This window comes from Actinoplanes missouriensis 431 (assembly GCF_000284295.1).
GTDB classification, from domain to species: Bacteria; Actinomycetota; Actinomycetes; order Mycobacteriales; family Micromonosporaceae; genus Actinoplanes; species Actinoplanes missouriensis.
In genome coordinates this window covers 4,176,789-4,202,317 of sequence record NC_017093.1, presented here as the reverse complement: position 1 = coordinate 4,202,317, position 25,529 = coordinate 4,176,789, and the positions used below count along the sequence as shown (strand labels likewise).

Annotated in this window: 17 protein-coding genes; 9 read left to right on the top strand and 8 right to left on the bottom strand. The window is 71.1% G+C overall.

What is annotated here, in order from left to right; translation table 11 throughout:
- The first annotated feature begins 39 nt into the window (after positions 1 to 39).
- Positions 40 to 2,466 (top strand): ATP-dependent Clp protease ATP-binding subunit, encoded by a 2,427-nt coding sequence (locus AMIS_RS19610; RefSeq protein WP_014444101.1) that lies wholly within the window; start codon positions 40 to 42, stop codon positions 2,464 to 2,466.
- Positions 2,467 to 2,593: 127 nt separating this feature from the next.
- On the opposite strand, the gene AMIS_RS19605 is transcribed toward AMIS_RS19610, so the two are convergent.
- From AMIS_RS19605 to AMIS_RS19595, 3 genes are all read right to left on the bottom strand, one after another.
- Positions 2,594 to 5,887, bottom strand: a complete 3,294-nt coding sequence (locus tag AMIS_RS19605; RefSeq protein WP_014444100.1) for a discoidin domain-containing protein — start codon at positions 5,885 to 5,887, stop codon at positions 2,594 to 2,596.
- On the bottom strand, positions 5,884 to 7,257 hold the full coding sequence (locus AMIS_RS19600) for a family 43 glycosylhydrolase (protein WP_197538043.1): 1,374 nt from the start codon (positions 7,255 to 7,257) through the stop codon (positions 5,884 to 5,886). The genes AMIS_RS19605 and AMIS_RS19600 overlap by 4 nt, the downstream gene beginning before the upstream one ends.
- Positions 7,258 to 7,361: 104 nt before the next feature.
- The gene (locus AMIS_RS19595; RefSeq protein WP_231859353.1) at positions 7,362 to 8,180 is read right to left on the bottom strand and encodes a hypothetical protein; all 819 of its coding nucleotides are present in this window, start codon (positions 8,178 to 8,180) and stop codon (positions 7,362 to 7,364) included.
- Between the two features lie 210 nt (positions 8,181 to 8,390).
- Between AMIS_RS19595 and AMIS_RS19590 the strand changes: the two genes are divergently transcribed.
- Positions 8,391 to 9,404, top strand: a complete 1,014-nt coding sequence (locus AMIS_RS19590) for a LacI family DNA-binding transcriptional regulator (protein ID WP_014444097.1) — start codon at positions 8,391 to 8,393, stop codon at positions 9,402 to 9,404.
- 166 nt (positions 9,405 to 9,570) lie between these two features.
- Here the strand turns inward: AMIS_RS19590 and AMIS_RS19585 are convergent, their stop codons facing one another.
- The 3 genes from AMIS_RS19585 to AMIS_RS19575 all read right to left on the bottom strand — a co-directional run bounded on the left by AMIS_RS19585 (position 9,571) and on the right by AMIS_RS19575 (position 14,706).
- Entirely contained in the window at positions 9,571 to 10,851 is a 1,281-nt protein-coding gene (locus AMIS_RS19585; RefSeq protein WP_014444096.1) for a multidrug effflux MFS transporter, read from the bottom strand.
- Between the two features lie 105 nt (positions 10,852 to 10,956).
- Positions 10,957 to 12,384, bottom strand: a complete 1,428-nt coding sequence (gene rox / locus AMIS_RS19580) for a rifampin monooxygenase (protein WP_014444095.1) — start codon at positions 12,382 to 12,384, stop codon at positions 10,957 to 10,959.
- Positions 12,385 to 12,597: 213 nt separating this feature from the next.
- Positions 12,598 to 14,706, bottom strand: coding sequence for a transglycosylase domain-containing protein (locus AMIS_RS19575; RefSeq protein ID WP_014444094.1), 2,109 nt, complete (start codon positions 14,704 to 14,706; stop codon positions 12,598 to 12,600).
- A 249-nt stretch (positions 14,707 to 14,955) separates the two neighbouring features.
- Between AMIS_RS19575 and AMIS_RS19570 the strand changes: the two genes are divergently transcribed.
- Both AMIS_RS19570 and AMIS_RS19565 read left to right on the top strand, forming a co-directional pair.
- A complete protein-coding gene (locus AMIS_RS19570) occupies positions 14,956 to 15,681 on the top strand; it encodes a hypothetical protein (protein WP_014444093.1) in 726 nt (241 codons plus the stop codon).
- Positions 15,678 to 16,460 carry a HoxN/HupN/NixA family nickel/cobalt transporter gene (locus tag AMIS_RS19565; protein WP_014444092.1) on the top strand — a complete coding sequence of 261 codons (783 nt, stop codon included), beginning with the start codon at positions 15,678 to 15,680 and terminating at the stop codon, positions 16,458 to 16,460. Before AMIS_RS19570 ends, AMIS_RS19565 begins: the two co-directional genes overlap by 4 nt.
- 5 nt (positions 16,461 to 16,465) lie before the next feature.
- On the opposite strand, the gene AMIS_RS19560 is transcribed toward AMIS_RS19565, so the two are convergent.
- Positions 16,466 to 17,326, bottom strand: a complete 861-nt coding sequence (locus AMIS_RS19560) for an AraC family transcriptional regulator (RefSeq protein ID WP_014444091.1) — start codon at positions 17,324 to 17,326, stop codon at positions 16,466 to 16,468.
- Between the two features lie 168 nt (positions 17,327 to 17,494).
- Here AMIS_RS19560 and AMIS_RS19555 point away from each other — a divergent pair, with 168 nt between their 5' ends.
- The 5 genes from AMIS_RS19555 to AMIS_RS19535 all read left to right on the top strand — a co-directional run bounded on the left by AMIS_RS19555 (position 17,495) and on the right by AMIS_RS19535 (position 24,813).
- Positions 17,495 to 18,760 (top strand): ArgE/DapE family deacylase, encoded by a 1,266-nt coding sequence (locus tag AMIS_RS19555; protein WP_197538041.1) that lies wholly within the window; start codon positions 17,495 to 17,497, stop codon positions 18,758 to 18,760.
- Between the two features lie 73 nt (positions 18,761 to 18,833).
- Positions 18,834 to 21,365: a PEP/pyruvate-binding domain-containing protein gene (locus AMIS_RS19550; RefSeq protein ID WP_014444089.1), complete on the top strand. Its 2,532-nt coding sequence runs from the start codon at positions 18,834 to 18,836 to the stop codon at positions 21,363 to 21,365.
- Between the two features lie 13 nt (positions 21,366 to 21,378).
- Positions 21,379 to 21,939, top strand: coding sequence for a TetR/AcrR family transcriptional regulator (locus AMIS_RS19545; RefSeq protein ID WP_014444088.1), 561 nt, complete (start codon positions 21,379 to 21,381; stop codon positions 21,937 to 21,939).
- 73 nt (positions 21,940 to 22,012) lie between these two features.
- The gene (locus tag AMIS_RS19540) at positions 22,013 to 24,499 is read left to right on the top strand and encodes a CHAT domain-containing protein (protein WP_014444087.1); all 2,487 of its coding nucleotides are present in this window, start codon (positions 22,013 to 22,015) and stop codon (positions 24,497 to 24,499) included.
- On the top strand, positions 24,496 to 24,813 hold the full coding sequence (locus AMIS_RS19535) for a hypothetical protein (protein ID WP_014444086.1): 318 nt from the start codon (positions 24,496 to 24,498) through the stop codon (positions 24,811 to 24,813). Before AMIS_RS19540 ends, AMIS_RS19535 begins: the two co-directional genes overlap by 4 nt.
- A gap of 3 nt (positions 24,814 to 24,816) precedes the next feature.
- Here the strand turns inward: AMIS_RS19535 and AMIS_RS19530 are convergent, their stop codons facing one another.
- Positions 24,817 to 25,512, bottom strand: a complete 696-nt coding sequence (locus AMIS_RS19530; RefSeq protein ID WP_014444085.1) for a TetR/AcrR family transcriptional regulator — start codon at positions 25,510 to 25,512, stop codon at positions 24,817 to 24,819.
- Between the last annotated feature and the right edge of the window lie 17 nt (positions 25,513 to 25,529).

Sequence of the window (25,529 nt, the reverse complement as noted above, 5' to 3'; positions counted from 1 at the left end):
GCCTCGATCGCAGAGGCTGGCTTCGGGAAGGGAAGTGCCATGTCGATGTCTCCGATGAGCGGATTCGATGATCTTTTCAGCCGGTTCTTCGGCGCGGAGCGCCCGGTTCAGCGGGTGGATCTGACCCGGCTGCTCTCCAGCGACGCCCGGGATCTCGTGGACCATGCCGCCGAGCAGGCCGCGAAGTCCGGCAACCCGGACCTCGGCACCGAGCACCTGCTCTCCGCGGCCGCGCAGCTGCCGGGGAGCCGGCAACTGCTGCAGCGGCTCGGCGCCGACCCGGACCGGCTGGTCGACGAAGTCCGGCAGTATCTGACCCCGGCGCGGGCGGCGGGGCCGGGTCTGTCCCTGACCCCGGCGGCGAAACGCGCGCTGCTCGACGCGCACCGGCAGGCACGGGAGGCCGGTTCCACGTACATCGGCAGCGAGCACGTGCTGCTGGGACTGGCCGCGAACCCGGAGACCCCGGCCGGGCGGATCCTGCGGCGGCTGGTCGGCGCCGATCCGCGGACGCTGCCGCTGAGCCGGGCGCCGCAGCGGCCGAGCACCACGCCGACGCTCGACGAGTACGGCCGCGACCTCACCGAGGAGGCTCGGCACGGGACGCTGGACCCGGTGATCGGCCGTGCCGACGAGGTGGAACAGACGATCGAGGTGCTGTCCCGGCGTACCAAGAACAATCCGGTTTTGATCGGCGATCCGGGTGTCGGCAAGACCGCCATCGTCGAGGGGATCGCCCAGCGGATCGTGACCGGCGACGTGCCGCGGACCCTCGCGAACCGGCGGCTGGTCGCCCTGGACCTGGCCGGGATGGTGGCCGGCGCGAAGTACCGCGGTGAGTTCGAGGAACGCCTCACGAAGGTCATCGACGAGGTACGGGAGTCCGGCGTCGTCCTCTTCGTCGACGAGTTGCACACGATCGTCGGCGCGGGAGCGGCCGGCGACTCCTCGATGGACGCCGGCACCATCCTCAAGCCGGCCCTGTCCCGCGGCGAGCTGAACGTCGTCGGCGCCACCACCGTCGACGAGTACCGCACCGGCATCGAGAAGGACCCGGCCCTGGAGCGCCGCTTCCAGCCGATCCTGGTCGCCGAGCCGGGTGTCGAGGACACGGTGGCGATTCTGCGCGGCCTGCGGGACCGTTACGAGGCACACCACCAGGTGCGGATCACCGAGGAGGCGCTGGTCGCCGCCGCCGAACTGTCCGATCGATACATCCCGTCGCGGTTCCTGCCGGACAAGGCCATCGATCTGATCGATCAGGCCGGAGCACGGGTACGCCTCAAGGCCCGCACCCCGGATCCCGCGGCCAGACGCGTCGAGGATCGCCTGTCGGAGCTGCGCCGCAACCGGGACAGCGCGGTGGCCGCGGAGGACTACGACCGCGCCGCGCGGATCACCACCGAACTGGAGATCGCGCAGAACGAGCTGTCCCGGATCGCCGACGAGAACGACGGGATCGTGCCGGAGGTGACCGCCGTCGACATCGCCGAGGTGGTGGCCCGCCGCACCGGCATCCCGGTCTCCCGGGTCAGCCGGGAGGAGAAGGAACGCCTGCTCACGCTGGAGGCGCACCTGCACGGCCGGGTCATCGGGCAGGACGAGGCGGTCGGCGCCGTCGCCCGGGCGGTGCGCCGGGCCCGCGCCGGGATGGCCGATCCGCGGCGGCCGGACGGCTCGTTCCTGTTCCTCGGCCCGACCGGGGTCGGCAAGACCGAGCTGGCCCGCACCCTGGCGGAGGCGCTCTTCGGCGACCAGGACCGGATGATCCGTTTCGACATGAGCGAGTTCCAGGAACGGCACACGGTCTCCCGCCTGGTGGGTGCGCCGCCCGGCTACGTCGGCTACGCCGACGCCGGTCAGCTGACCGAGGCGGTACGCCGTAAGCCGTACAGTGTGCTGCTCTTCGACGAGATCGAGAAGGCGCATCCGGACGTCTTCAACACGTTGCTGCAGCTCCTGGACGACGGCCGGCTCACCGACGGTCAGGGACGCACCGTCAGCTTCGCCAGCACCGTTGTGATCATGACCAGCAATCTGGGCGCCGACCGCATCCTCAGCGCGACCGCGAGCGGGCTGTCCGTGGAGGATCTCCGCGAGGAGTTGATGGGCCTTCTCGGTCAGCGGTTCCGCCCGGAGTTCTTGAACCGGATCGACGACATCATCCTCTTCCAGGGTCTCGACACCGCGCAGCTGCGCCAGATCACGACGCTGCTCGTCGAGCAGAGCCGGGCCCGGCTGCGCGCCCAGCACGTCGACCTGGAGCTGACCGACACGGCGATCGACCTGCTCGCCGGGCGTGGTCACCAGCCGCAGTTCGGCGCGCGGCCGCTGCGCCGGACCGTGCAGCGGCTGCTCGACGACGAGTTGTCGGAGAAGTTGCTCGCCGGCGCGATCTCCGCCGGGGACACGGTCTATGTGACGGCGGCGGACGGCGAGCTGGCGATGACGACCTCGCCGGCGTGACGCAGCCCGTGGGCCGGGGGTCGTGACCCGGCCCGTCGGGCCGAGGGCCGTGACCCGGCGTTGTGGGCCGGGGTCGTGACCCGGCGTTGTGGGCCGGGGTCGCCCCCGGCCCACGAGTGCCGCTGTCTCAGCTGGCGTACGCCTTGACCTCCAGCAGTCCGACGGATGCGCTGCCGCTGGTCAGCGCGACCCGCAGGCGGGTCGTATTGATCCGTCCGAACGTGACGGCGTTGTATTGATTGGCGGCGACCGGATAGCCGCTGGGCGACGGCACGTCCACATAGGCGCTGCCGTTCCAGTACTGCAGTTTCCAGGACGCCGGCAGGTCGATGCCCTGACCGTCGTCGAAGAAGTAGATCTGCGCCCGCTGGAGCGTGACCGCTGACGGCCAGGTCAGCTCGGCCCACTGCTGGCCGGTGTTGGGCCAGGTCCCCCACCGCGGGTTGACGGTGTCGTTGGACGACGGTGGGTCGATGCCGTCGTTGATCGCCGCGACGCTCTCCCACGCCGAGGTGTACGACGCGCTCGGTGTGGCCGACGACGCGACGTTGGGGTTCGGCGGCGCGACGGTGCCCCGGTTGTACAGCTTCACCTCGGTCAGGCCGACCTTGGCGCTGCCGGACGGCTGGGTGAACACGATCCGCAGCCGCGACGTGGTGACAGCGGTGAAGTTGACTCTGTTGAAATTGGATTGCGGCGCCGCCGGTGACTTGACTTGAGTTGACGAGTCAACCCATGCGGAGCCGTTCCAGTACTGCACGGTGTACGCAGTCGGCGGCCGGTATCGATTGCCGGCCCGATCGTTGCGGAAGTACACCCACGCCTCGTCAACAGTTCGCGTCGTACCGAAGTTGATCTCATACCAGTCGGTCGCGTTGGTGCTGCCGTAACTGCCCCACAGCGGCGACGTGGTCGGCAACCCGTCGATCGCGCCGGCCGTCGTCGTGCCGGACGCCGTGTAGGACGCGGACGCCGTCGCGCCGGACGCCAGGTTCGCCGTGGTCGACGTCAGGTCGACACCGGCCTTGCGGAACACGTCGACCACCCGGGCGCTGCTCTGCACCACGTTCTGCGGCGGCTGCAGGCCGGCGAACGCCGCGCTGTACGACACCGTTCCGCTCGTGGTGACCGCGCCGGTCGCCGGGTTGTAGGTGAACGGCACCAGTTGATTGACCGTCGCCACGCGCGTCCCGTTCAGGAAGATCGAATAGCCCTGCGGCACTCCGGCGTACCGGGCCACGCCGTCCGCCGGGTCGTCCCAGACCACCGACAGGTCGGCGTTGCGGTACCGCAGGTTGTTGACCGCGAAGTGTGACCACCCGATGTTGATCGGCGACAGCTCGATCTGCGCGTCGTTGCGCGGCCGCAGGCCCGCCACGTCCTCGATGATCGTCCAGTTGCTGCTGCCGAGGATGTTGTGGTGGATCCACGAGCGGTAATTGATCGCGCTGCCGTTCCAGTCGGCCCAGAACTCGTTCGCGTCCGGCCAGGCCGTGTTGCCGCCGACGTACTGCGACCAGGCGTTCCAGTAGAGCAGCTTCTTGTAGTCCTCGGCGGTCATCCACGAGTTCGGGTACGTGCGCAGCGCCTGCGAGTAGAGCCGGAACTGCACCGTCGAGTTGATCGTCGAGAAGTTGTTGCTGCCCGGGTTCCCGGCGGCGGCCGCGGCGGCCTTGTCGACCTGGTTCGCGGTGTAGAACGGGAAGATCGGGTACTGCGCGGGATCGGCGAACAGCCGCAGCGCCTCGCGGTACTGCGCGGTGTTCGGCATCAGCCCGACGGCGTACGGATAATAGTTGTTGATCTCCTTCCAGGGCACGTGCGTGTTGGTCGCCACGTGCTTGTGCTCGAGGAGCTGCCGCGACGGGTTCCACAGCGTGGTGATCACGCCGTTGCGGATCCGGTCGGCGAGGGTCTGCATCTCGGTCGCCTTGGTCGTGTTGCCGAGCAGCGTGTAGGCGTCCCGCGCGGCGTTGGCGGCGCTCCACACGTACGCGGTCTCGGCCCGGTCGAGGTTGCCCTCCCGCCAGTGGAACGACACCGCGTCGGCGTCGTTGCCCGTCATCGCGCCCCAGTTGTACTCGATCACCCCGTTGTTGTTGGTGTCGTACGTCGCGAGCTGCCCCTTCGCGTCGCCCTCGGCGTACCGGGCGAAGTTCGTCAGCATGGCCGGCTGTCCACCATGGATCTGGTACGCCCGCCAGGCCGCCTCCGCGATGTACTGCGTGTACGAGTTCGACCAGTTCTCCGGGTCGCCCGGGTTGTCGACGAAGCGGCCGTTCGCGGAGTACTGGCCGACCGCGAGATAGGGCCCGTAGGCGTACTCCGGGCTGCGCAGATACTTCAGGTCGTCGATGTGCATCGGCTGAGTCAGCGCGATCGCGTTGTTATAGCCGGTGACGCCCTCGATCGACTGCGGGAACTGGAAGTCCTGCCCGGGGATGTCCGCGTCGAGGTGGTTGAAGCGCATCAGCCACCAGCGGTAGTAGATGTTCTTCTTGATCGCCGCGTCCGGCACGTCGATGTAGGGCACGTTGTCGGCCCACCACTTGTTGTACGCCCGCACGTGCGTCGCGAACGCGTCGGCCGCCGTCCGCGCCCGGTACGCGTCGTACTCGGTCCGCGACTGCGGTATCTCGTTGGTGATCATGCCGAGCTGGACCTTGACGGTGACCGTCGCCCCGGCCGCCACCGTGACGGAACGGCTCAGCGCGCCGCTCGCCGCGGTGAAGCCGTCGCCGGACAGGCGCGGGTAGAGGGTCGTCAGGTTGTTCTTGACGGCTCGGGTGCCGGTCAACTCGTTGCCGCTCACCGTGGTGGCATACGGCGACGTCGCGTTCATATTGATCGTCGCCGACGCCGTGCCCGTGTTGACGACGGCGATATTGGTGATCAACACGTTGTTGTCGGTGATGAACTTGGTGACGTCGAGACGTATTGATCCGCTCGTGTGCACACTGCGCCAGTGGCTGGGCGTCTGGCGTCGCTGCGCGACCTGTTCGGTGAACGTGCCCGGCGAGGCAGTGATCGCGTACGCGTTCTGGCTGCTGATGTTGTCCCAGTACGCGGCATTGCCGCCGAAGCCGATCACCGCGGGGTTGTGGGTGTACATGAACGCGGCGCGGCCGCGCGTCATGAGCCAGGTGCCGGCCGGGTCGTTGCCGGTGCGGGCGAGGAGGCGGTCCATCCAGAAGTCGGTGCCGGAGGACTCGGCGTCGTAGATGGCTCGCATGGTGTCGCCGGTCGAGTAGCCGACCGGCGGCGCCGGAATCGATCCGGCATTGCCGAACGTGGGATAGCCGATCGTCTGGGCCGCCTGCGCCGGCGACGACGCGACGGTGAGACCGGCGACGATCAAGAGCAGACCGGTGGTGTACGCACCGAGCCGGCGACCGGCCGTGCGGAGTGATCGCGCGTTCATGCCTGGAACGCCTTCCACTCGAGCACGCCCGTGGAGTAGCCACTGCGCGCGGTGATCTGGAGCCGAAGACGTGTGGTGTTGACGGTGTTGAACGTAATCACGTTGTCAACATGTGCAGTCGTTCCACATGTCGACTGGCCGGCAACGTTTACATATTGACTGCCGTTCCAATACTGCAGTTGACACGATGCCGGCAAGTCAATGCCCTGGTTGTCGTCGAACCAGTAGACCGACGATCTATTGATGGACCGTGCGGACGGCCACTGATACTCGATCCATTGCGTGCCCTGCTGCGGCCAGTTGCCGTACACCTGACTTGATCGGTCCTGCGAATTGACCGGCGTCCCACCGTTGTTGATCGCCGCCAGACTCTCCCACGGCGATACATACGACGTCGACGACGTCGCACCCGGCGCGATGTTCGTGCCACTGCCACCACTACCGCCGCCGCCGGTCGTCGGCACGACGCGCTGGATCGTCCCGTCAGCGTTGAAGTTCAGCTTGTCGACCGCCACCGACCTGCGGAAATCACCGCCACCCGGCGCGTCAGCCGTGTGGTACACGATGTACGACTGTCCATTCAACTCGACGATCCCGGCGTGATTCGTCGTTGACGACACCTGACCGAGCACGATCCCGCGATGCGTCCACGGCCCCAGTGGATTCGTCGCTGTCGCATACCGCTGGCACGCGTAGTTCGTGTTGACGACACAGCCGTTCGTGTCGTTCGCGGCGTACATCATGTAGTACAGCCCGTTGCGCTTGAACATCCACGGCGCCTCCCAGTAATTCGTGAGGCCCTGCGGCGTCACGACCGAGCCCACCGTGTCGATCATGTTGGCGGCCAGCTTGACGGCACGCGGCACCCAATATCCGCCCCAGTACATGTATGCCTGGCCGTCGTCGTCGACGAACACCGTCGGATCAATGTTGAGTCCCGACGAGTTCGGCGTGCTGTCACTGATCAGCGGCCCGCCCTTGGCGTCGGTGAACGGCCCGAGCGGCGAGTCACCGACCGCCACGCCGATGTTCATCCAGCCGGGCCCGTTGCCGTTGACCGACGTGTACCAGTAGTACCGGCCATTGCGCGGCTCCACCTCGCTGGCCCACGCGTCTGCCCCCGCCCACGGGAACGTCGCGATGTTCGCCCGCGCGCCGTGATGCGTCCACGTGTTCGCGTCGGTCGACGACAGCACGTGCCATTCGCGCATCACGAAGTTGTTCGTGCCGGCCGGCGCCTCGTCCCGGCCCGCGTAGATGTACATCATGTTGCCGACCACGAGCGGCGCCGGGTCGGCGGTGTAGATGCTGGTGATGATCGGATTGGCGGCGTGCACGGGCACGGCGGCCACGGCGATCGCCGTGATCACCCCGCACGCGCCGGCCAGCCACTTTCTGACCGACATGGCGCTCCTTAACAACGAAACGACGGACCGGGTCGGCCCCGGCCGGAACCGGGGCCCGGAGAAACAGGTCAGTAGCCGTAGCGGCTCTTGAGGTGCCGCCACCAGTCCCGGAGCATCCAGGCGTCGAACTCGGTGATCGACGGTGAGCTGCCGGCGCGCATGATGAAGTTGCTGACGCCGCTCGGGGTCCAGTCGTAGAAGTCGTCCAGACCCCAGGTATGACCGATCTCGTGCAGCAGGATGGTCATGTTCGCCGCGTTGATGTTGTTCATGAAGTACTCGCGGCCCATCCGCTGACCCCAGTCGCCGCCCGCGCCGCCGCCGAAGCCGTCGGTGAGCCACAGTGACTGGTCGTAGTGCCGGGTGTATCCGCCGGGACAGTTCGGGTACTGCCCGTTCTGGTTGAAGAAGCGCCCGCACGGCACCGAGCACTGCGGGGCGTTCTCCCTGATGTCGTTCACGTAGATGTCCACCGACGTGTCGCTCCACTGCAGCTGGGAACGGTTGCGCACGGCCCAGCCGACGACCCGGACCGGCACATCGGTGTACGGCCAGGCATTGTGCCCGACCAGCTCGTCCATCCACTTCTTGTGCTGCCGGGCCAGGGCCGCGTGGACGGCGTCACGCTGGGCGGCCGTCACGGTCGCCGCCGAGTCCCAGCGCACGCAGTAGTTGACGTAGCCACGGTTGGCCATGATCTGGTCCCAGCCGTAGTTGCGGAATCCGTACAGATTGCCGTTGTTGTAGGTCTGCTCCTGGTGCTGCCAGACCTGGTGCAGCGGGGTGACCAGGTTCGACGGCGGGCTCCAGGTGGGCGGCGCGGCCTGTGCGGCGGCCGGGACCATGACGACCGCCAGCAGTACGGCGATCATGACGCGTATCCTCACGGAACCTCCTTGATCGACATCTATCGATGTCTTGGATGAGATTGCGCCCGCCGACATCGGGGTGTGCGAGATCGCCGGGCGGGCTCCGTCCCTGTGCCCCAAGTGGTGCTTCCGCCTGCCGGTGAGGCTGCCCTACGAAAAGGTTTTCGGCAAGGTGTTCATCGTGTTACGAATAGATTCCCGTAAACGGCCGACCTGCTGGGAGCAGCGATGGGACGACGGCGCAGCCAGGCGGTGACGCTCGCCGACGTGGCCCGCCGCGCCGGTGTTTCGGTCGCCACGGCGTCCAAGGCGATCAATGCACGGGATCAGGTCGCGGCGGCCACCCGGGAGCGCGTGCTGCGCGCGGCCGCCGAGCTGTCCTTCTCCCCCGGCGGACGCACCCCGGCCATCGGGCTGCTCACCGACGAGCGCGGCGGCCGCTTCGCCATGCCGATCCTGCTCGGCGCGGAGACCGCGATCGAGCGGCTCGCCGGCGAGCGGATGTCGGTGCTGCTCTGCGACGCGCGCGGCGACGCCGGCCGGCAGCGGGACCAGCTGACCGTGCTGGCCCGGCAGGTGGAGGGCTTCCTCGTGCTCGGCTACGACAACGACCTGCGGCCGTCCCTGCCGCGCGACCTGCCGGTGCCGGTGGTCTACGCCTACACCGAGTCCGACCACGACGCCGACACCTCGGTCGTCGCCGACGACGAGGGAGGCGCGCGGCTGGCCACCGAGCACCTGGTCGCCATCGGCCGCCGCCACATCGCGCATCTCACCGGCCCGGCGGCCTACCGCGCCGCCCGCGCGCGGGCGAACGGCCTGCTGGCGGTCCTCGGCGGTCACGGGCTGCGCCCGGCCGGAGGCCGGCCGCGTTACGGTGAGTGGTCGCAGCGCTGGGGCCGGGACGCCGCTCACGAACTGCTGGCCACCGCCCCGGACACCGACGCGATCTTCTGCGGCAACGACCAGATCGCCGCCGGGGTGGCGCAGACCCTGCGTGAGCGGGGCCGCCGCATCCCCGACGACGTGGCGCTCGTCGGTTACGACAACTGGACCGAGTTCGCCGCGGACTGCCGCCCACCGCTCACCACGGTCGACCTGAACCTGGAGCGGCTCGGCGCGACAGCGGTCCGCCACCTCGTCGCGGCGCTCGGCGGGCGGCCGTCCCCCGGCGTCCACCGCCAGCCGTGCGATCTGGTGGTCCGGGAGTCCACGGCCGGAACACCGGCGGCCCGGCGGTGACCCTGCCATCCGGCGGGTGATTTCCGCCGCGTGGCGCTCGATCGCCCGCAGCCGCCCAGCCATCCTGGCGACACCGGTCACACTCCCGTGATCTCCGGCCGGCACCGCGACGCTCCGGCTGGAACGCGCCAGCCGGCCCGGCCGCGCGCCCGCTTCCGGGAGCGTGTCAGTGGGCGACCGCCACGATGGTCCGGCCCTGCTCCACCGGGAGCCGGTGCGGCCGTACCACCACGAAGCAGACCACCGTCGCGGCCAGCATGCCGCCGAAGACGACGACCGCCATCGCGACCGCGCCGACGCCGAGCACCCCCACCAGCGGCGCGGCCAGGGCGCCCACACCGAACTGGACGGCGCCCAGCAGCGCGGCGGCGGTGCCGGCCGCCTCGCCGTGCCGGTTCAGCGCGAGGGCCGGGGCGTTCGGCATGACGAGGCCGACCATCGTGAGCACCAGCCAGAGCGGGATCAGGATGCCGGCCAGGCCGCCGATGCCGGTGGCGGCGAGCACGAGCAGCACCAGGCCGAACCCGAGGCCGGCCAGCAGCGAGGTGGCCAGGATCTGCTGCGGGGTCCAGCGGCGCAGCAGGCGCACGTTGAACTGGGTGGCGCCGATCAGACCGACGGCGCCGCCCGCGAAGATCAGCGCGAACTGCTGCTCGCTCATCCCGTACCCGTCCTGGAAGACGTACGACGAACCGCTCACGTACGCGAAGAGCGCGGCCATCGCCAGACCGGCCACCAGGATCAGGCCGACGTAGACCCGGTCGGTGAACAGCCGCCCGTAGTCGCGGACCGTGCCCGCCACGCCACCGCTGCGGCGCCGGGCCGGTGGCAGCGTCTCCGGCAGCACCACCGACGACGCGATCAGGAACGCCACGCCGATCACCGTCAGCACCACGAACACGCCCCGCCACGACGTCCAGCTCAGCACGAGCCCGCCGATGGTCGGCGCGAGGATCGGCGCCACCCCGACGACCAGCATCAGCCGGGAGAAGAGCCGGGCCGCGGCCAGGCCGTCGAAGAGGTCCCGCACGATCGCCATCGCCACCACCGAGGCCGCCGCCGCACCGAGGCCCTGCAGCACCCGCAGCGCGCCGAGGGTCGCCAGGTTCGGGGCCACCACGCAGAGCACCGACGCGACGATGTGCACGGCCACGCCGGCGAGCAGCGGCCTGCGCCGGCCGATCGCGTCCGAGAGCGGGCCCACCAGCAGCTGCCCGAGACCGAGGCCGAGCAGCGTGCCGGTCAGCGTGAGCTGCACCGCCGCGGCGGTCGTCTGCAGGTCGGAGGTGATCGTCGGCAGTGACGGCAGGTACATGTCGATGGTGAGCGGCCCGAGCGCGGTGAGGAAACCGAGCACGAGAACGATCCGGAAGCGGCGACCGAGCGGGAGCAGCTCGCCGGGTGTGAGGTCGTCGTCGGGCGGGGTGATGGTGCGAGTCTCTGCCACCCCTTCGACAAGTTGCTCCGCGACCGCGTTCTTCCGCCCGCCCCCGGTTTGGTAACGGCTATCACAGCAGGCCCACTACCTGGTAAATCGCTTGCGCGGCACCGGTCACGGGAGCCCGTAGTCCGGGTAGCCGAACCAGCGGGACAACCGCTCACCCAACTCGTCCTGGTCATCCCCGGCCCAGGCGACATGCCCGTCCGGGCGCAGCAGCACCGCCGCCGCCTCGATCTCCGCGTCCGGCGCCACGACGTGGTCCACTCGATCGCCCCACCCGGACACCGACAACCGCCCCGTCCGGTCCAGCAGCAGCCCGCGCCCACCGCGCAGCAGCTCGTAGAGCCGCGCCCGCCCGACCGGCATGTCCCGCAGCCGACGCCCGATCGGAAACGGTCCCGGGCCCATGTCGTACCGCACCCCGATCGCGGTGATCCGCTCGATCAGGAAGCGCGTCACGTCCTCGAAGTCCATCAACTCGGCGAGCAGCCGACGGACCGCCTGCGGACCCGGCTCGGCGCCGAGCAGGTGCATCTGCGCCCGCGTGTTGTCCAGCACCTCCGCGGCGACCGGCCGGCGCTCGGACTCGTAGGTGTCCAGCAGATCGGCGGGCGCCCACCCCCGTACCGAGGCGGCCAGTTTCCACCCCAGGTTGAACGCGTCCTGGATGCCCAGGTTGAGACCCTGCCCGCCGGTCGGCGGATGAACATGCGCGGCGTCGCCGGCAAGCAGCACCCGTCCCGACCGATACCGGTCAGCCAGCCGGGTGGCGTCGCCGAACCGGGACAGCCACCGCGGCTCGTGCGCCCCCAGGTCGGTTCCGGCCGTCGCCCGCAGCTGCTCGGTGAACTCCTCGAAGGTCGACCGCTCGGCCGACACCCGGGCGGCCGGCACCAGCACCCGATGGAACCCGTCGCCCAGCGGCATCGCGCCGAACCGCAGCTCGGTCCGGCGCACCTCGGCGTTGATCGCGGCCAGCGACTCCGCCGGCACGGTCAGTCGCATCTCGCCGAGCAGCGTGTCGACCCGGCTCGGCTCGCCGGGGAACCCGACGCCGATCAGCTTGCGCACGGCGCTGCGCCCGCCGTCGCACCCCACCAGGAACGAGGACCGCAGCTCCGCCCCACCGGCCGTCTGTACGGTGACTCCGTAGTCGTCCTGACCGATACCGATCACTTCGGTGCCCCGCCGGATCTCCGCGCCCACGGCGACGGCGTGCTCCGCCAGCAGCCGGTCGGTGACGGTCTGCGGAATCCCGAGGATGTACCCGTGCGCGGTGTCGAGGCGTTCCGGCCACGGCTTGACGATCCCGGCGAAGTACCCGCCGCCCTCGTGCTTCGTGCCGTGCTCGAGGAACCGCTCCAGCAGCCCCCGCTGATCCATCACCTCGATGCTGCGCACGTGCAGCCCGAGCGACCGCACCACCGGCGTCGGCTCCGGATCGCGCTCGAGCACCACCACGCCCACGCCCTGCAGCCGGAGCTCCGCCGCGAGCATCAGCCCGGTCGGCCCACCACCAGCGATGATCACGTCAATCATGACAATCCCCCCAGGTGGCCGATTCTGCGCCGTCACCCGCCCCTTGCCGCAAGCCCACCACCCCGCGATACGGTGAAGGCAACGAGCCGCGACCGGCGCCCCGACACTGTGGTCCGGCCGGTCCGGCCGGTCCGGCCGGTCGTCGCCGCTGTCCCAGCCCACCGCCCGGCGCGCCGAAGCGGCGGCCACCGGGCCGCCGCTTCGATCAACGCGTCAGGGAGTCGGGAACTCCTCCACCGGCTTGCCCTCCATGTAATCCGCGAGGGTCTGGTAGACCGCCGGGTTCACGATGTCGTGGGACATCCGGTCGGTGTGGTTCGCCCAGTCCGGGTTGGCCAGGTAACCGGCAACCACCAGGGAACGGGTCCCGACGACCAGCGCCGCCGTCTTGTCATGGTCGGTGGTGCCGGTCTTGCCGAACACCGGGTGACCGACCACGCGGCGCACCTGCGGGGCCGTCGAGCCCGCACACGTACCCAGTTGGGCCCGGTCGCCGACCGGGCAGCGAGCCGCGTCGAGCGCCTTGCGGGCCACCGCCGCCGTGGTCGCCTGGGTGCAGTTCGCCTTGCCGGTGTCGACCGCCTTGCCGTCCGCGTCGGTGATCGACGCGATCGGCGTGGGGGTGCAGTACATGCCGTCGGCGGCGAGGGTGGCGTACGCGCTGGCGATGTCCAGCGGCGTGGACGCGGAGACGCCGAGGGTGAAGGCGCCCCAGTCGTTCGCCGAGTTCTTCGCCATGTTCGCGTCGTCGGAGTTGCGGAACGTGATGCCGAACCGCTTCGCGACGTCGACCACGCTGGCCGCGCCGACGCGTTCCTGCAGCGGCACGAAGTACGTGTTGACCGACTTGCCGAACGCCGTCCACATGTTGAAGTTGCCGGCCTCGCTGGCGGACGCGTTGCTCGGGCACCAGTATCCGCCGCACGACGACGAGGACGAGTCGCGGTACTGCGACGTGTACCGCGCCGGCGAGTTGATCGTGGTGTCCAGTCCCATGCCCTTCTCCAGGGCGGCGACCATGGTGAACATCTTGAACACCGAGCCGGCCTGGTACCCGGAGAGATCGGCGCTGCCCGTGATGATCGGGTTGGTGGTGTTCGGGTACGTCGCCCGGACGCCCTGTTTCGCGAGCGCCGGGTTCGAGGAGAGCGGGTTCGCCGGGTCGTCCGCGTTGTCAATCTTGTACTTGCGGTTCGCGGCCAGGGCACGGACGGCGCCGGTTCCCGGCTCGACGGCGGCCAGCATCAGCGCGTTGCGGTTCTTGTCCGAGGTCCGGGCGGTGATCTCCTTGCGGGCGTCCGCCTGGGCGTCCACGTCGAGCGTGGTGACGATCCGGTAGCCGCCGCTCTTGAGCACCCGCTCACGGTCGTACGAGGTGGCGCCGAAATCGGCCTGGCCCAGCCACCAGCGGTAGAGATAGTCGCAGAAGAAGCCCCACTGGTTCTTCGCGACGTTGACGCAGCCACTGCTCGGCCGTTTCGTGGTGCGGCCCAGCTTCACCTTCTTGGCCGCGGTGGCCTCGTCGGCGGTGATCTGACCCAGGCTGAGCATGTTGCCGATGATGTAGTCACGACGGGCCAGGGCCTGCGGGTATCCGGCCTTGGTGGTGGGGTCGAACGCGGTCGGCGCCTTCACCATGCCGGCCAGCAGAGCCGATTCGGCGACGGTGAGGTCGGCCGGTTTCTTGCTGAAGTAGACCTGCGCGGCGGCGTTGATGCCATACGCCCCGTTGCCGAACGGCGCCATGTTGAGATAGCGCTCCAGGATCTGCTGTTTCGTCAGTTCCTTCTCGACCTGGATGGCGTATTTCATCTCGCTGAGCTTGCGCGACACGGTGTCCTTCGTCGCGTTCACAACCTCCTGCGGATCGGTCGCCGAGTACGCCTGCGCCATCCGCACGTACTGCATCGTCAACGTTGACGCGCCCTGCCGGCCGCCACCTTGATTGTTGTTGACGAATGCACGAGCAACACCCTTCAGGTCAACACCGTGGTGCTCGTAGAACTTGTGGTCCTCGGCGGCGACGATGGCGTCCTGCATGTTCTGCGAGACCTTGGAGAGCGGCACGTTGCTGCGGAACTCGTCGTACATGACGGCGATCTGTGTCTTGCCGTCGGAGGCGTAGACCCGCGACACCTGGGGTGATGTCTGCGTGATCAGCTCCGAGGGCAGCTCCTCCCACTCCTCGGAGCCGGCCTTCGCGGCGAGTCCGGCGATCGCGGCGGCGGGGAACGACGCGGCGGCGACCACGAGCGCGGCCAGGAGGCCGCAGACCACCAGGACGCCGGCGTTGCGGAGCGGGTGCGTTTTGCGGGCAGTCACCCCAACCAGGCTAATGATCAAGATCGCCGCCGTTCAGGGGCGAAGGAGGTTCGTCACAGTTGGTAACCGTTAACCCCGCGGCCGCTTGTTGATCATCTTCGGCGCGGAGACTTCCGCCGCACCGCAGTTCATCAGCACCACAGTTCACCCGCACCACAGTTCACCCGCACCACAGTTCACCCGCACCACAGTTCACCCGCACCGCAGTTCACCCCGCACCGCAGTTCATCAGCACCGAAGCGAGTTCCCGTGTCGTCCCTTTCCCACCGCGCCCTGGTGACGCTGACCGTCGCCGGGATCGCGGCGCTCGTCCCCAGCCCGGCATCCGCGCACCCGTTCGGCGATCCGCAGACCGTGGCGATCACCCACGACGCCCGTCGCCCCGACGTCGTCAGCGTCCGGTGGCGCGTCGGCGGCCCCGACGACCTCACCGTGCTCGGCATGTCCCTGGACGTCATCGGCAAAAACCGAGCACGATCCGACGGTACGGTCGACTACCGCTACACCGATGCCGGTGAGGTCGGCTCCTCGCCCGCGTTCACCGGTTACCTGCTGGACCGGATCACCGTCACCACCGGCGCCACGCCGTGCTCCGGAACCGTCCAGCCGGTCCGCGCCCTCGCCCTGAAGGGCGCGACAGTCGACTTCGCCTGCCCGGCCCCGGTCCGCACGGCCACCGTCGCGGTCCGGATGCTCACCGACCTCAACCCGGCGTACCGCACCCTGGCGACCGGTCCGAGCGGGCAGCGCACGGTGTACGAGAACGGTCACGACACCCACGACTGGACGCTCGTCGGCGACCCGCCCGGCAGCGGCAGCGCGCTGCTGCAGATCGGCGCGGTCCTCGGCGGCCTCGTGATCCTGCTTCTCGTAGCCCTCCTGGCCCGGCGAGCGGCAGCGGCCCGGCGAGTGACGGCGGCCCGGCCAGCGGCAGCGGCCCAGCGAGCGGCAGCGGCCCGGCGGGTGGCGGCGTGAACTCCTTCGCCGACCGGATGCAGGACCTGATCCAGGCTCCCGGCATCACTCCCCTGGCGTTCCTCTTCGCCTTCCTGGCCGGTGCGTGGCACGCGGTCACTCCCGGTCACGGCAAGACCCTGGCCGCCGCGTACCTGGCGGGCTCCCGTGGCCGCATCCGGGACGCGGCCTGGCTGGGCGGCTCGGTGGCCGCCATGCACACGTTCTCGGTGCTGGTGATCGGCCTGGCGTGGACGTTCCTGTCGCTCTCCGACGTGATCCGGATGGAGACGCTGACGACGTGGCTGCAGGTCGCGGCCGGGGTGCTCATCCTGGGCACCGGCGTCTGGATGCTGCGCCGCCACCTGCACGGGCACAGCCACAGCCACTCCCACGACCACAGCCACAGCCACTCCCACGACCACAGCCACAGCCACAGCCACAGCCACAGCCACGACCACGGCCACACGAGCCGGCCCGGCCTGCTGCTTCTCGGGATCTCCGGCGGGCTCACCCCGTCGCCGGCCGCGTTCCTCGTGCTCGCCACCGGGCTGTTCCTCGGCCGCGCCGGGTTCGCCCTGCTGCTCGTGCTGACGTTCGGCGCCGGCATGGCCGTGGTGCTGTTCGGCGTCGGAGTGCTGGCTGTCGCGGGAAGCTCGCTGGTCACCCGCAACGCCCGTACCCACGCATTGCTCTCCCGGGCGTCGAGGGTGACGCCGGTGCTCGCGGCGAGCGGCGTCACCCTCTTCGGCGCCGGCCTGGTCACCGTCGCCGCCGTCCATCTGACCGCGCTGAGCTAGCTAGCTCAGGCGGGCTCGACCGGCAGCCAGAGTTCGCAGGTCGCGGTGCTGAGGTCCGCGGCCCGATCGAGCACGCTGACGATCGACGGACCGGGCCGCATCCGCCACGGGTTGGACGGGAACCACTCGGTCGCGGTCGCCGCCCACGTCTCCTGCAGGGTCTGCGGGTACGGCCCGCTGCTGCGGAACACCGCCCAGCGCCCGGCCGGCGCCTCGATCACGTCGAGGTCGTCCGGCACGGCGGCGGCGCTCGACAGCGCGACCCCGTGCAGGTAGGTGAGCTCGCTGCCCTCCGGCGACTCCTGCTCGATGCCGTCGGTGACCGCCAGGATCCCGTCCGGCTCGGTGTCGCCGAGACTCTTGAGGCGCCCGTGCTCCTCGGCGGGGATCGCGGCGACGTGCTGCTGGATGTGCGGATTGACGCCCTCGTGGATCAGCGGCACGCGGGTGGCGTGCCCGACCAGGCGAAACGCGGGGCGGTCGGTGAGGCGGGTGTCCATGGGGGTGCTCCCTTCAACGGTCAGGCGGAACCTGATCTGCGGTTGTGTACGAAGGGGGCCGCCGTCCCGGCGTACCTCACCGGGTCCGGCGCCGTGCACCGCCCGGAACGCCCGGCCGAACGCCTCGGCCGAGGTGTACCCGTGCCGCACCGCGATGGTCAGCAGGTCGTCCTCGGCGCGGATCACGTCGGCGGCCGCCACGGTCATCCGGCGCCGCCGCGCGTACTCCGACAACGGCATGCCGGCGAGCGACGAGAACATTCGGCGCAGGTGGTACTCGGTGGTGCCGGCCGACCGCGCCACCGCGGCGAGGTCGACGTCGCCGTCCTCGACGAGGTCGACGATCCGGTTGAGTGCCGCGATCATCCCGGCCTCCCTTCGACCACCAGCCTCGCCGGAAGCGCCCCGCTCCCGCCCGACCGCAGCGGACCGATCCGATCATGCCGGTCCGGCTCGGACTTCGTGATCGCGGGCCCGCCGGCCGTATCGGCGCTGGTCGAATCGTTCAGCCGGGAACGGGATACCGTCAGCGCCGTGAACACCATCGAGAGCCGCGTGGTCGGCGCCATCGACGAACAATCCCTGGTCACCGACCTGGTCCGGATGATCCGGGTGCCCAGCGTGACGGGCACCGACGCCGAGTCCGAGCTGCAGCACTGGCACGCCGGTCAGCTGTCCGCGCTCGGCTTCGACGTCGACACGTGGAAGCTGGACCTGGCCGGGCTCGCCGCCCACCCGGGCCATCCGGGCACCGAGGCGCCCCGGACCGAGGGGTACGGGGTGGCCGCCACCCTCGGCCCGGCCGGTGTGCCCGCGCTCGTCCTGCAGGGTCACGTCGACGTGGTTCCGACCGGTGACCTGGACAAGTGGGACGACCGCGACCCGTGGAGCGGCACGATCCGCCACGGCGCGGTGCACGGCCGGGGAGCCTGCGACATGAAGGCCGGCGTGGTCGCGAACCTCGCCGTCGCCCGCGCGCTGGTCGCCGCCGGCGTGACCCTGGAGAGGCCGTTCGGCGTGCACACCGTGGTCAGCGAGGAGGACGGCGGGCTCGGCGCGTTCGCCACGATGCTGCGCGGGCACCGCGCCGAGGCGGCCGTGCTCACCGAGCCGACCAGCGGGAACATCGTGGTCGCGAACGCCGGCGCGCTCACCTTCGCGCTGCGGGTGCCGGGCCGGGCGGCGCACGGCAGCACCCGGCTCGCCGGGCACAGCGCGATCGACGCGTTCCTGCCGGTGCACGCCGCGATCGCCGCGCTGGAGCGGGAGCGGAACGCGAATCCGGACCCGGTCTTCGACGGCAACCCGCTGCCGTACCCGATCTCGATCGGCACCCTGCGGGCCGGCGACTGGGCGAGCAGCGTCCCCGACCTGCTGGTCGCGGAGGGCCGCCTCGGCGTCCGGCTCGGTGAGCCGCCGGAGCAGGCCCGGGCCGCCCTGGAGCGCGCCGTCGCCGAGGCCTGCGGCCGCGACCCGTGGCTGCGCGATCACCCGGTCGCGGTGAGCTGGCCGGGCGGGCAGTTCGCCAGCGGGCGCATCGATCCGGCGCATCCGCTGGTCACCGAGGTGGCCGGCGCGATCCGGTCGGCGGAGGGCCGCGAGGTGGCGGCGACGGCCGCGCCGTACGGCAGCGACCTGCGCCTCTACAGCGGCCTCGGCGGCATCCCCACCCTGCACTACGGACCCGGCGACGTCCGGTTCGCGCACGCGCCGCGCGAGCAGGTCGACATCGACGAGTTGATCCGGACCACCCGCACCCTGGCGGTTCTCGCCGTCCGCCGGTGCGCCGCGCACCTCTGACCGCTTATCCATTGCGACTGTATTGCCTAACCCGCTACGGTGTTTGGCAATACAGTCGTATTGGAGGCTTGTCATGCTCGTCGTCCCGCTCGCTCAGGCCACCTCGCGCGACCTCGCCGGAGGCAAGGCGGCCGTGCTCGGCGAGCTGATCCGCGCCGGGGAGACCGTGCCGGACGGCTTCGTGGTCACCACCGCGGCGTACCGGCGGGGCACGATCCCGCGTGACGAGGTGGCCGCCGCCTACGCGAGGCTCGGCGGCGGCCCGGTCGCCGTCCGCTCCAGCGCCACCGCCGAGGACCTGCCCGGCGCGAGCTTCGCCGGCCAGCACGACACCGTCCTGGACGTGACCGATCTCGACGGTGTGCTCGCGGCGATCGCCCGGTGCTGGGAATCGGTGCGCACGCCGCGCGCGGTCGCCTACCGGGAGGCGCACGACCTCCCCGAGCCGTCGATGGCGGTCCTCGTGCAGCGGATGGTCACCGCCACCACGGCGGGCGTGCTCTTCACCGCCGACCCGGTCACCGGCTGCCGCACGTCGATGCTCGTCGAGTCCGCGCACGGTCCCGGCGCCGGGGTGGTCGACGGGACCGCGCCAGTCGAGCGTCACGTCCCCGCCGGCGGCACCCCGCTGCACGCCCTCGGCCGCCGCCTCCAGGAGCGTTTCGCGTCGCCGCAGGACGCCGAGTGGGCCGTCGACGCCGAGGGCACCCTGTGGCTGCTCCAGTCCCGGCCGATCACCACGCTCTTCCCGGCGCCGCCGCCGCGCGACGGCAAGCAGCCCCGGATCTATGTCGAATTCGGTCACGTCCAGGGCATGCTGCGCCCGGTCACCCCGATGGGCATGTCCGGTCTCCAGCAGATGATCGCCGCGATGATGGCGTCGCTCGGCGTCCGGGCCGAGATCGTCGACATCGGCGGCCGCCTCTACGGCGACCTCTCCGACCTGGCCCGCCACCCCTCAGCCCGGAAACGCCTGGTCAAAATGATGGCCGTCGACTTCGGACCGCGCGCCCAGGCCGTCATGGAACACGTCCTCGCCGACCCCCGGTTCGCCCCCGCTCCCGCACCCCGACACCAACAATCAAAACCAGCCTTGGGTACGGGTCTTCGCGCGGTCACCGGCATCCTCCGCGCCCTGACCAGTCCCGCCGCGGCCCGCCGGCGCGTCCTCGACGCCGTCGACCGGCTCCGCCTCGCCGCGGCCGTTCCGGACAGCGTGACGACCAGCGAGGACCGGCTCGCCTTCGTCAGAGCGGACCTGCCCGGCACCGGCGCATCGGACGCGAGGGCCGCGGACGACCTGACCTGGCCCATCGTGGCCGGGCTGCTCGCCGCCGCACTCCCGGCCGAGCTGCTCAAGGGCGTCGCCACCCCGGCCGAGATCCACACCGTGCTCGGCGGCGTGCCGCACAACGTGACGATCGAGATGGACCTCGCCCTCTGGCGGCTCGCCCGGTCCGCCGCACCGGCTCACCGTGACCTCCTGCTGGGGTCGTCACCGGCCGACCTGGCCGCCCGCCACCGGATCGGCGACCTGCCGGACATCGGCCTCGACGAGTTCCTGGCGACCTACGGCCACCGCGGCCCCGCCGAGGCCGACCTCGGCGTCCCGCGCTGGAGCGAGGACCCGTCCGGGGTCTTCGCGGCGATCGCGAACTACCTCCGCGTGACCGACACGGATCAGGCACCGGACGTGCGGTTCGCCCGTGCCGCCGCGGCCGGTGAGACCGCCCTGCGCGAGCTGTCCCGGCGGGTCCGGTGGCGGCGGCCGGTCCGCGGCACACTGGCGGTGTTCCTGCTGCGCCGGGCACGGGCGCTGTCCGGGCTACGGGAGTACGGCAAGTTCGCCGGGCTGTACCGCTTGTCGGCCGTACGCGGGCAGTTGCTCCTGATCGGATCCGACCTCGTCGATCGTGGACTTCTCGGCGAGCCGTCCGACGTCATGTTCCTGACCCTCGACGAGGCCGCCGAGGCGGTGCGGGCCGGCGCCGACCACCGCTCGCTGGCGTCCGATCGCCGCGCCACCCACCGCGCCGAGTCCCGGCGGCGGCACGTGCCGGCCGCGCTGCTCTCCGACGGCACCGACGTGGAGACCCTCCTGGCCCGGTCCACGGCCGGCCCGGCCACGCCGCGGGACGGCGAAGCGTCGCGGGACGGCGAAGCGTCGCGGGACGCCGGCCCGGCGCCGGACGGCGAAGGGGCGCGGGGCACCGGCTCAGCGCGGGACGCCGGATCCTTGCGGGGCGTCGCCGCGTCGCCCGGGCGGGTGACCGGGCCGGCTCGCATCGTCCACGATCCGGCACAGGCCCGGATCGAGCCCGGCGACATCCTCGTCGTGTCCACCACCGACCCGGCCTGGACGCCGCTCTTCCTCACCGCGGGCGCCCTGGTCAGCGAGACCGGCGCGGTGATGGCGCACGGGCCCACGGTGGCCCGCGAGTACGGCCTGCCCGCCGTGATCAGCGTCCGGGACGCCACCACCCTGATCACCGACGGGCAGCTGATCACCGTGGACGGCGCGGCCGGCACCGTCACGCCCGCCGCCGCCGAGCCGGGCACGGCGCGCAGCGACACGGCCGGGACCGGCGTGACCACGGCGGCGTGACACGATCGCTGCCATGCCGAAGAAGGTGGACCATCGGGAGCGCCGCACGCGGATCGCCGACGCGCTGATGCGGGTCGCCGCCCAGCAGGGCCTGGAAGCGGTGAGCCTGCGCCACGTGGCCGCCGAGGCCGGGGTCTCGGCCGGCATGGTGCAGCACTACTTCCGCACCAAGGACGAGATGATGACGTTCGCGATGGACGTGGTGAAGGACCGCAACGAGGCCCGCGTCACCGCCGCCCTCGCCGCGCTCGGCCCGGATCCCGAGCCGCGGCTGCTGCTGCGCACGTTCCTCGCGACCCTGCTCCCGCTCGGCGAGGAGTCCCGCGCCGACGGCCGGGTGGCTCTCGCGTTCCTGGCCTACACCGCGGTCCGCCCGGCAGCCGTGCCGGCGCTGCGCGAGGACACCGGCCGGATGGTCGGCTTCCTGGCGAGCCTGCTCCCCGGCGCGGACACCGCGGCGGCGACCGGCCTGCTCGCGCTGATGGAGGGCCTCGGCGTCTACCTGCTCGGCGGCCAGTACACCGACGAGCAGGCCCTGGCCGCCCTCGACGCCCAGCTGGACCGCCTGTTCTGACGGTCGTGTGCGGGACGGCCGATCGCCCGAAAGGTGGAGCGCGACCGATTCCTGCCCATGTCATGCTTCTCCGGTGCTGGTGTCCGGTCCGTTCGGTCCCGTCCCGCAAGGCTCGCTCCTCAGCCGGCGTGCGCCACGGTCCCTGACCGCTCCCGTCCTCGGCGACACACCGGGCACCCCCTGGCTGGATCACACCCGCGAACAGCTGGCGGCCGGCCGGATCGTGATCCTCGGCGCGTCCATCGGCGCGCCGGCGCCCGTGCTCGTGCTGACGCCGGAGAGCCTCCGGGCCGGCCTGGCTCGTCTGCCGCGCGGCGAGCTGGTCGCCGTGGCACAGGCCCCGCTCCGCGAGCTGCGCCGGCTCGCCGGCGATGCCGCCCTGGTCGAGTTGGTCACCGTGACCCGCACGTCGCTGATCGTCTGGCACGCCGATCTGGACGACTTCTTCGACCTGGCGAGGCTGCTGCGCGGCTATCGGGTGCGGGATTCCGGCGACGACGCCGTCGCCTCCCCGGCGGAGACCGACGATCACCGACGGGCGGGAGCGGCGGTCGACATGTACCGCGCGGATGGGCTCGCGCAGCGCCAGAGACCTGATACGGGATCCGGGACCGTTTCCCCCGTCCAGACGCCGGCCTCCGCGGGCATGCGTCCGGGGACGAACGCCGTCCCCGGCAGAGGCGCTCCCACCGGTGGCATCGAGGGCCCGGGCGCATTCGGGCGGGCCTCCCCTGAGGTCTCCGACCCGGTGGACGAGCGGCGGTTCCTCGGTGTGGTCGTGACATCTCCCGACGGGACGCCGTGGCACCGTGGCCTGCCGGTCGGCTCCCCGTTCCGGCTCATGGTGCGGATCGGTCCCCCGCATCCGGCCGGGGTCGTCCCGGCTACCCGCGCCTTCCCCGCCGGTCAGCTGCCGCGCACGGATCGGGGGTGGGGCCTCGTCGCGCTCGCGACGAGCGACGACCTCGCGATCGACGACCGCGCGCGCTGGCTGTTCCTGCCCCCGCGCGGCACCAGCTGGTCGTGCGACTGCCCGGTCAGCCTCTTCGAGCACTCCTGCCCGCCGGACGCCCGGCAGGAGTGGTTGAGCCTGGCCGCGGAGACCCCCGGCGTGCCGTGCCGGGCCCGGATCACCGTGCGTGTGTATTACGGCGCCGTCCTGCTGCAGGCCGTCGACATCGTCGTCCCGGTGGGCGCCGATCCGGATCCACCGCGGGGCGAGATCGTCTACTCGCGGGACCCGCACTTGCGGGATCCGGAAATGCACGACCATCGCGGGATGAGCTGCCACGTCGGGCCGTCGGCGGACGGCAGGCACACGCTCGTGGTCAACAACGGGTACAACCGGCCGGTCCGGGTCTCCTTCGCCGACCGGCAGGGCGACACCGCCGCCGCGGCGCTGCGCCATGTCCTCTACGACACACAGTTCCACACCGACGCCACGCCGAAGCATCGGAACGGCCCGCACGGGCAGCCGGTGAAGAGCGCCGAGGAGTACCTCCACGACCTGCGCCGCCTCGCCGGCGCCGGCGCCACGGTCTATCGGGCGCTTCTCTCCGATCACGGCAACGAGCAGAGCCTCCGGCACTGGCTCGACACCGAGGTCGTGCTGACCGGCGCACCCCCGGTCATCCAGGTCGCGCGCTCCGCCACGTCGCGGGTCTCGGTCCCGTGGCAGGCGCTCTACACCGAACCGCTCGTCGACGGCCCGGACGCGGCCGACGTGTGCCCGAGCGTCTGGGAGCGGGGTCCCGGATCGGCCGTGGCCGACGCGCCGGCCCGGTGCCCGCACCGGGAGAAACACGACTGGGACCGGGGAACCATCTGTCCCTTCGGGTTCTGGGGGCTGGCCAACGTGCTGGAGCACCCGCCCAGCAGCCTCGACCGCATCCTGCCCCGGACCACCAGCGCCACGGCGCCACCCAGCGTCGTCGTGGCGGTGAACCCGACGCTCCGCGATCATCAGCGCCACCTGGGCCGGGTGTCCACCCTGATCGGCGGCCGGGACCTGAACGTCACGACGTCGTGGCGGGAGCTGCGCTCGGCCGCCGCCGACGGAACCGACGTCCTCTACTTCTTCGGTCACGGCAGGCTCGCCGTGGTGGACGGGCTGCCGACCCAGCAACCCGCGCTCGAACTGGGCAGCGAGGAATGGATCACGCCGGGCCGGTTGGGGTCGTGGTCGGCGACGGCGCGATGGCGGTACCGCCGGCCGCTGGTCATCCTCAACGGCTGCGGCACCGGGGAGACGCTCTCCGACCTGCTGGCCGGGTTCGTCGACGCGTTCGTCAACTCGCTGCGCGGCGCCGGCGTCATCGCCACCGAGATCGCCGTGGAGAGTCGCGCCGCTCAGTACGCCATGGAGGCCTTCCTCGCCCGGATGTGGGCCGGGGACACCGCCGGTGGCGCGCTGCGAGCCGTGCGCTGGCAACTGTTGAGCTCGGGCAGCGTGCTTGGCCTGGCCTACACCCCGCATTGCGACGCGTTCCTGACCCTGCCCGGCCATTCAACCCTGACCGGCGATTCGACCCTGACCGACGACCGCAAAGGACGACCATGAGTTACAGCCCGCTGGTGATGAGCATCGGCGCCGCCTGCTTCGGCCTGGTGGCCGGCTACATCGCCCACCGGACGCTGCTTCGCAACAGCCGGGGCGCGCAGATCTCCGACCTCGCCGCGGTGCTGGCCGCGATCGGCGGCGGCGCGGTCACCGCCCTCTTCCCGGTCGACGGCGTCACCGACGCTTTCGGCTGGTACGCGATCGGGCTGCTGATCGGCATGGCCCTCTACTTCGTCAACTTCCGGCTCCACCACACCAGGGAGCAGACGGCCGAGGTGCTCGGGGCGGGCGCGCCGCCGCGCAATCCGACCTGAGGCTCACCGCAGGCGGGCGGCCACCCCGTCCAGCAGCAGGTCCAGGGCCGTGGGGTAGGCGCTGGCCACCATCTCCGGGGCGAGCAGCGGCGCCACCTCGGCGATGTGCGGGTGGGTCGCGGCCGGGACCCGGCGGTACGTCGACTGCCACATCTCCTCGTCGGAGCGCAGCGCCGCATTGGGCAGCGCCAGCGACGCCGCGTCCAGGGCCGCGAAGGCCAGGGTCTGGTCGATGAACGCGTGGTAGACCGCCACCACGTCGCGCACCGGCAGGCCCGCGCCGCGGAGCACCGACAGGACCGCCTCGTCGGCGGCCAGCTCGTTGGCCCGGCCGGTCACGCGGCTGGTGGTCAGGACCGCTGCCTGAGGATGCGAGACGTACGCCCCGTGGATGCGCAGTCCGAGCGTACGAAGGTCGTGTCGCCAGTCTCCGGAGGGTGACCATCCGCGCAGAGCCTGACCGATGAGGGTGTCGCCGATCGCCAGGGTGAGCTCGTCCATCCCGCGGAAGTAGCGGTAGAGCGTGCTCGGGTCGCAGTCGAGCGCGAGACCCAGCCGGCGGGCGGTCAGGCCGGCGCTGCCGTGCTCGCGCAGCAGGCGAAGCGCGGTCTCGACGATGAGCTGCTCGGACAGGACCGTTCCGCCGCGGGTCGGCCGCCGGCGACGGCGTTTCTCCTCGGACACCACGATCTTCGGCATGGGCGCATCTTATGCCA

Excerpts from the sequence above, each read along its gene's own strand:
- AMIS_RS19590 (WP_014444097.1), top strand. The coding sequence starts at position 8,391 with ATGGGACGACGGCGCAGCCAGGCGGTGACGCTCGCCGACGTGGCCCGC.
- AMIS_RS19610 (WP_014444101.1), top strand. The coding sequence starts at position 40 with ATGTCGATGTCTCCGATGAGCGGATTCGATGATCTTTTCAGCCGGTTC.
- AMIS_RS19530 (WP_014444085.1), bottom strand. The coding sequence starts at position 25,512 with ATGCCGAAGATCGTGGTGTCCGAGGAGAAACGCCGTCGCCGGCGGCCG.
- AMIS_RS19535 (WP_014444086.1), top strand. The coding sequence starts at position 24,496 with ATGAGTTACAGCCCGCTGGTGATGAGCATCGGCGCCGCCTGCTTCGGC.
- AMIS_RS19550 (WP_014444089.1), top strand. The coding sequence starts at position 18,834 with ATGCTCGTCGTCCCGCTCGCTCAGGCCACCTCGCGCGACCTCGCCGGA.
- AMIS_RS19545 (WP_014444088.1), top strand. The coding sequence starts at position 21,379 with ATGCCGAAGAAGGTGGACCATCGGGAGCGCCGCACGCGGATCGCCGAC.
- rox (WP_014444095.1), bottom strand. The coding sequence starts at position 12,384 with ATGATTGACGTGATCATCGCTGGTGGTGGGCCGACCGGGCTGATGCTC.
- AMIS_RS19605 (WP_014444100.1), bottom strand. The coding sequence starts at position 5,887 with ATGAACGCGCGATCACTCCGCACGGCCGGTCGCCGGCTCGGTGCGTAC.
- AMIS_RS19560 (WP_014444091.1), bottom strand. The coding sequence starts at position 17,326 with ATGATCGCGGCACTCAACCGGATCGTCGACCTCGTCGAGGACGGCGAC.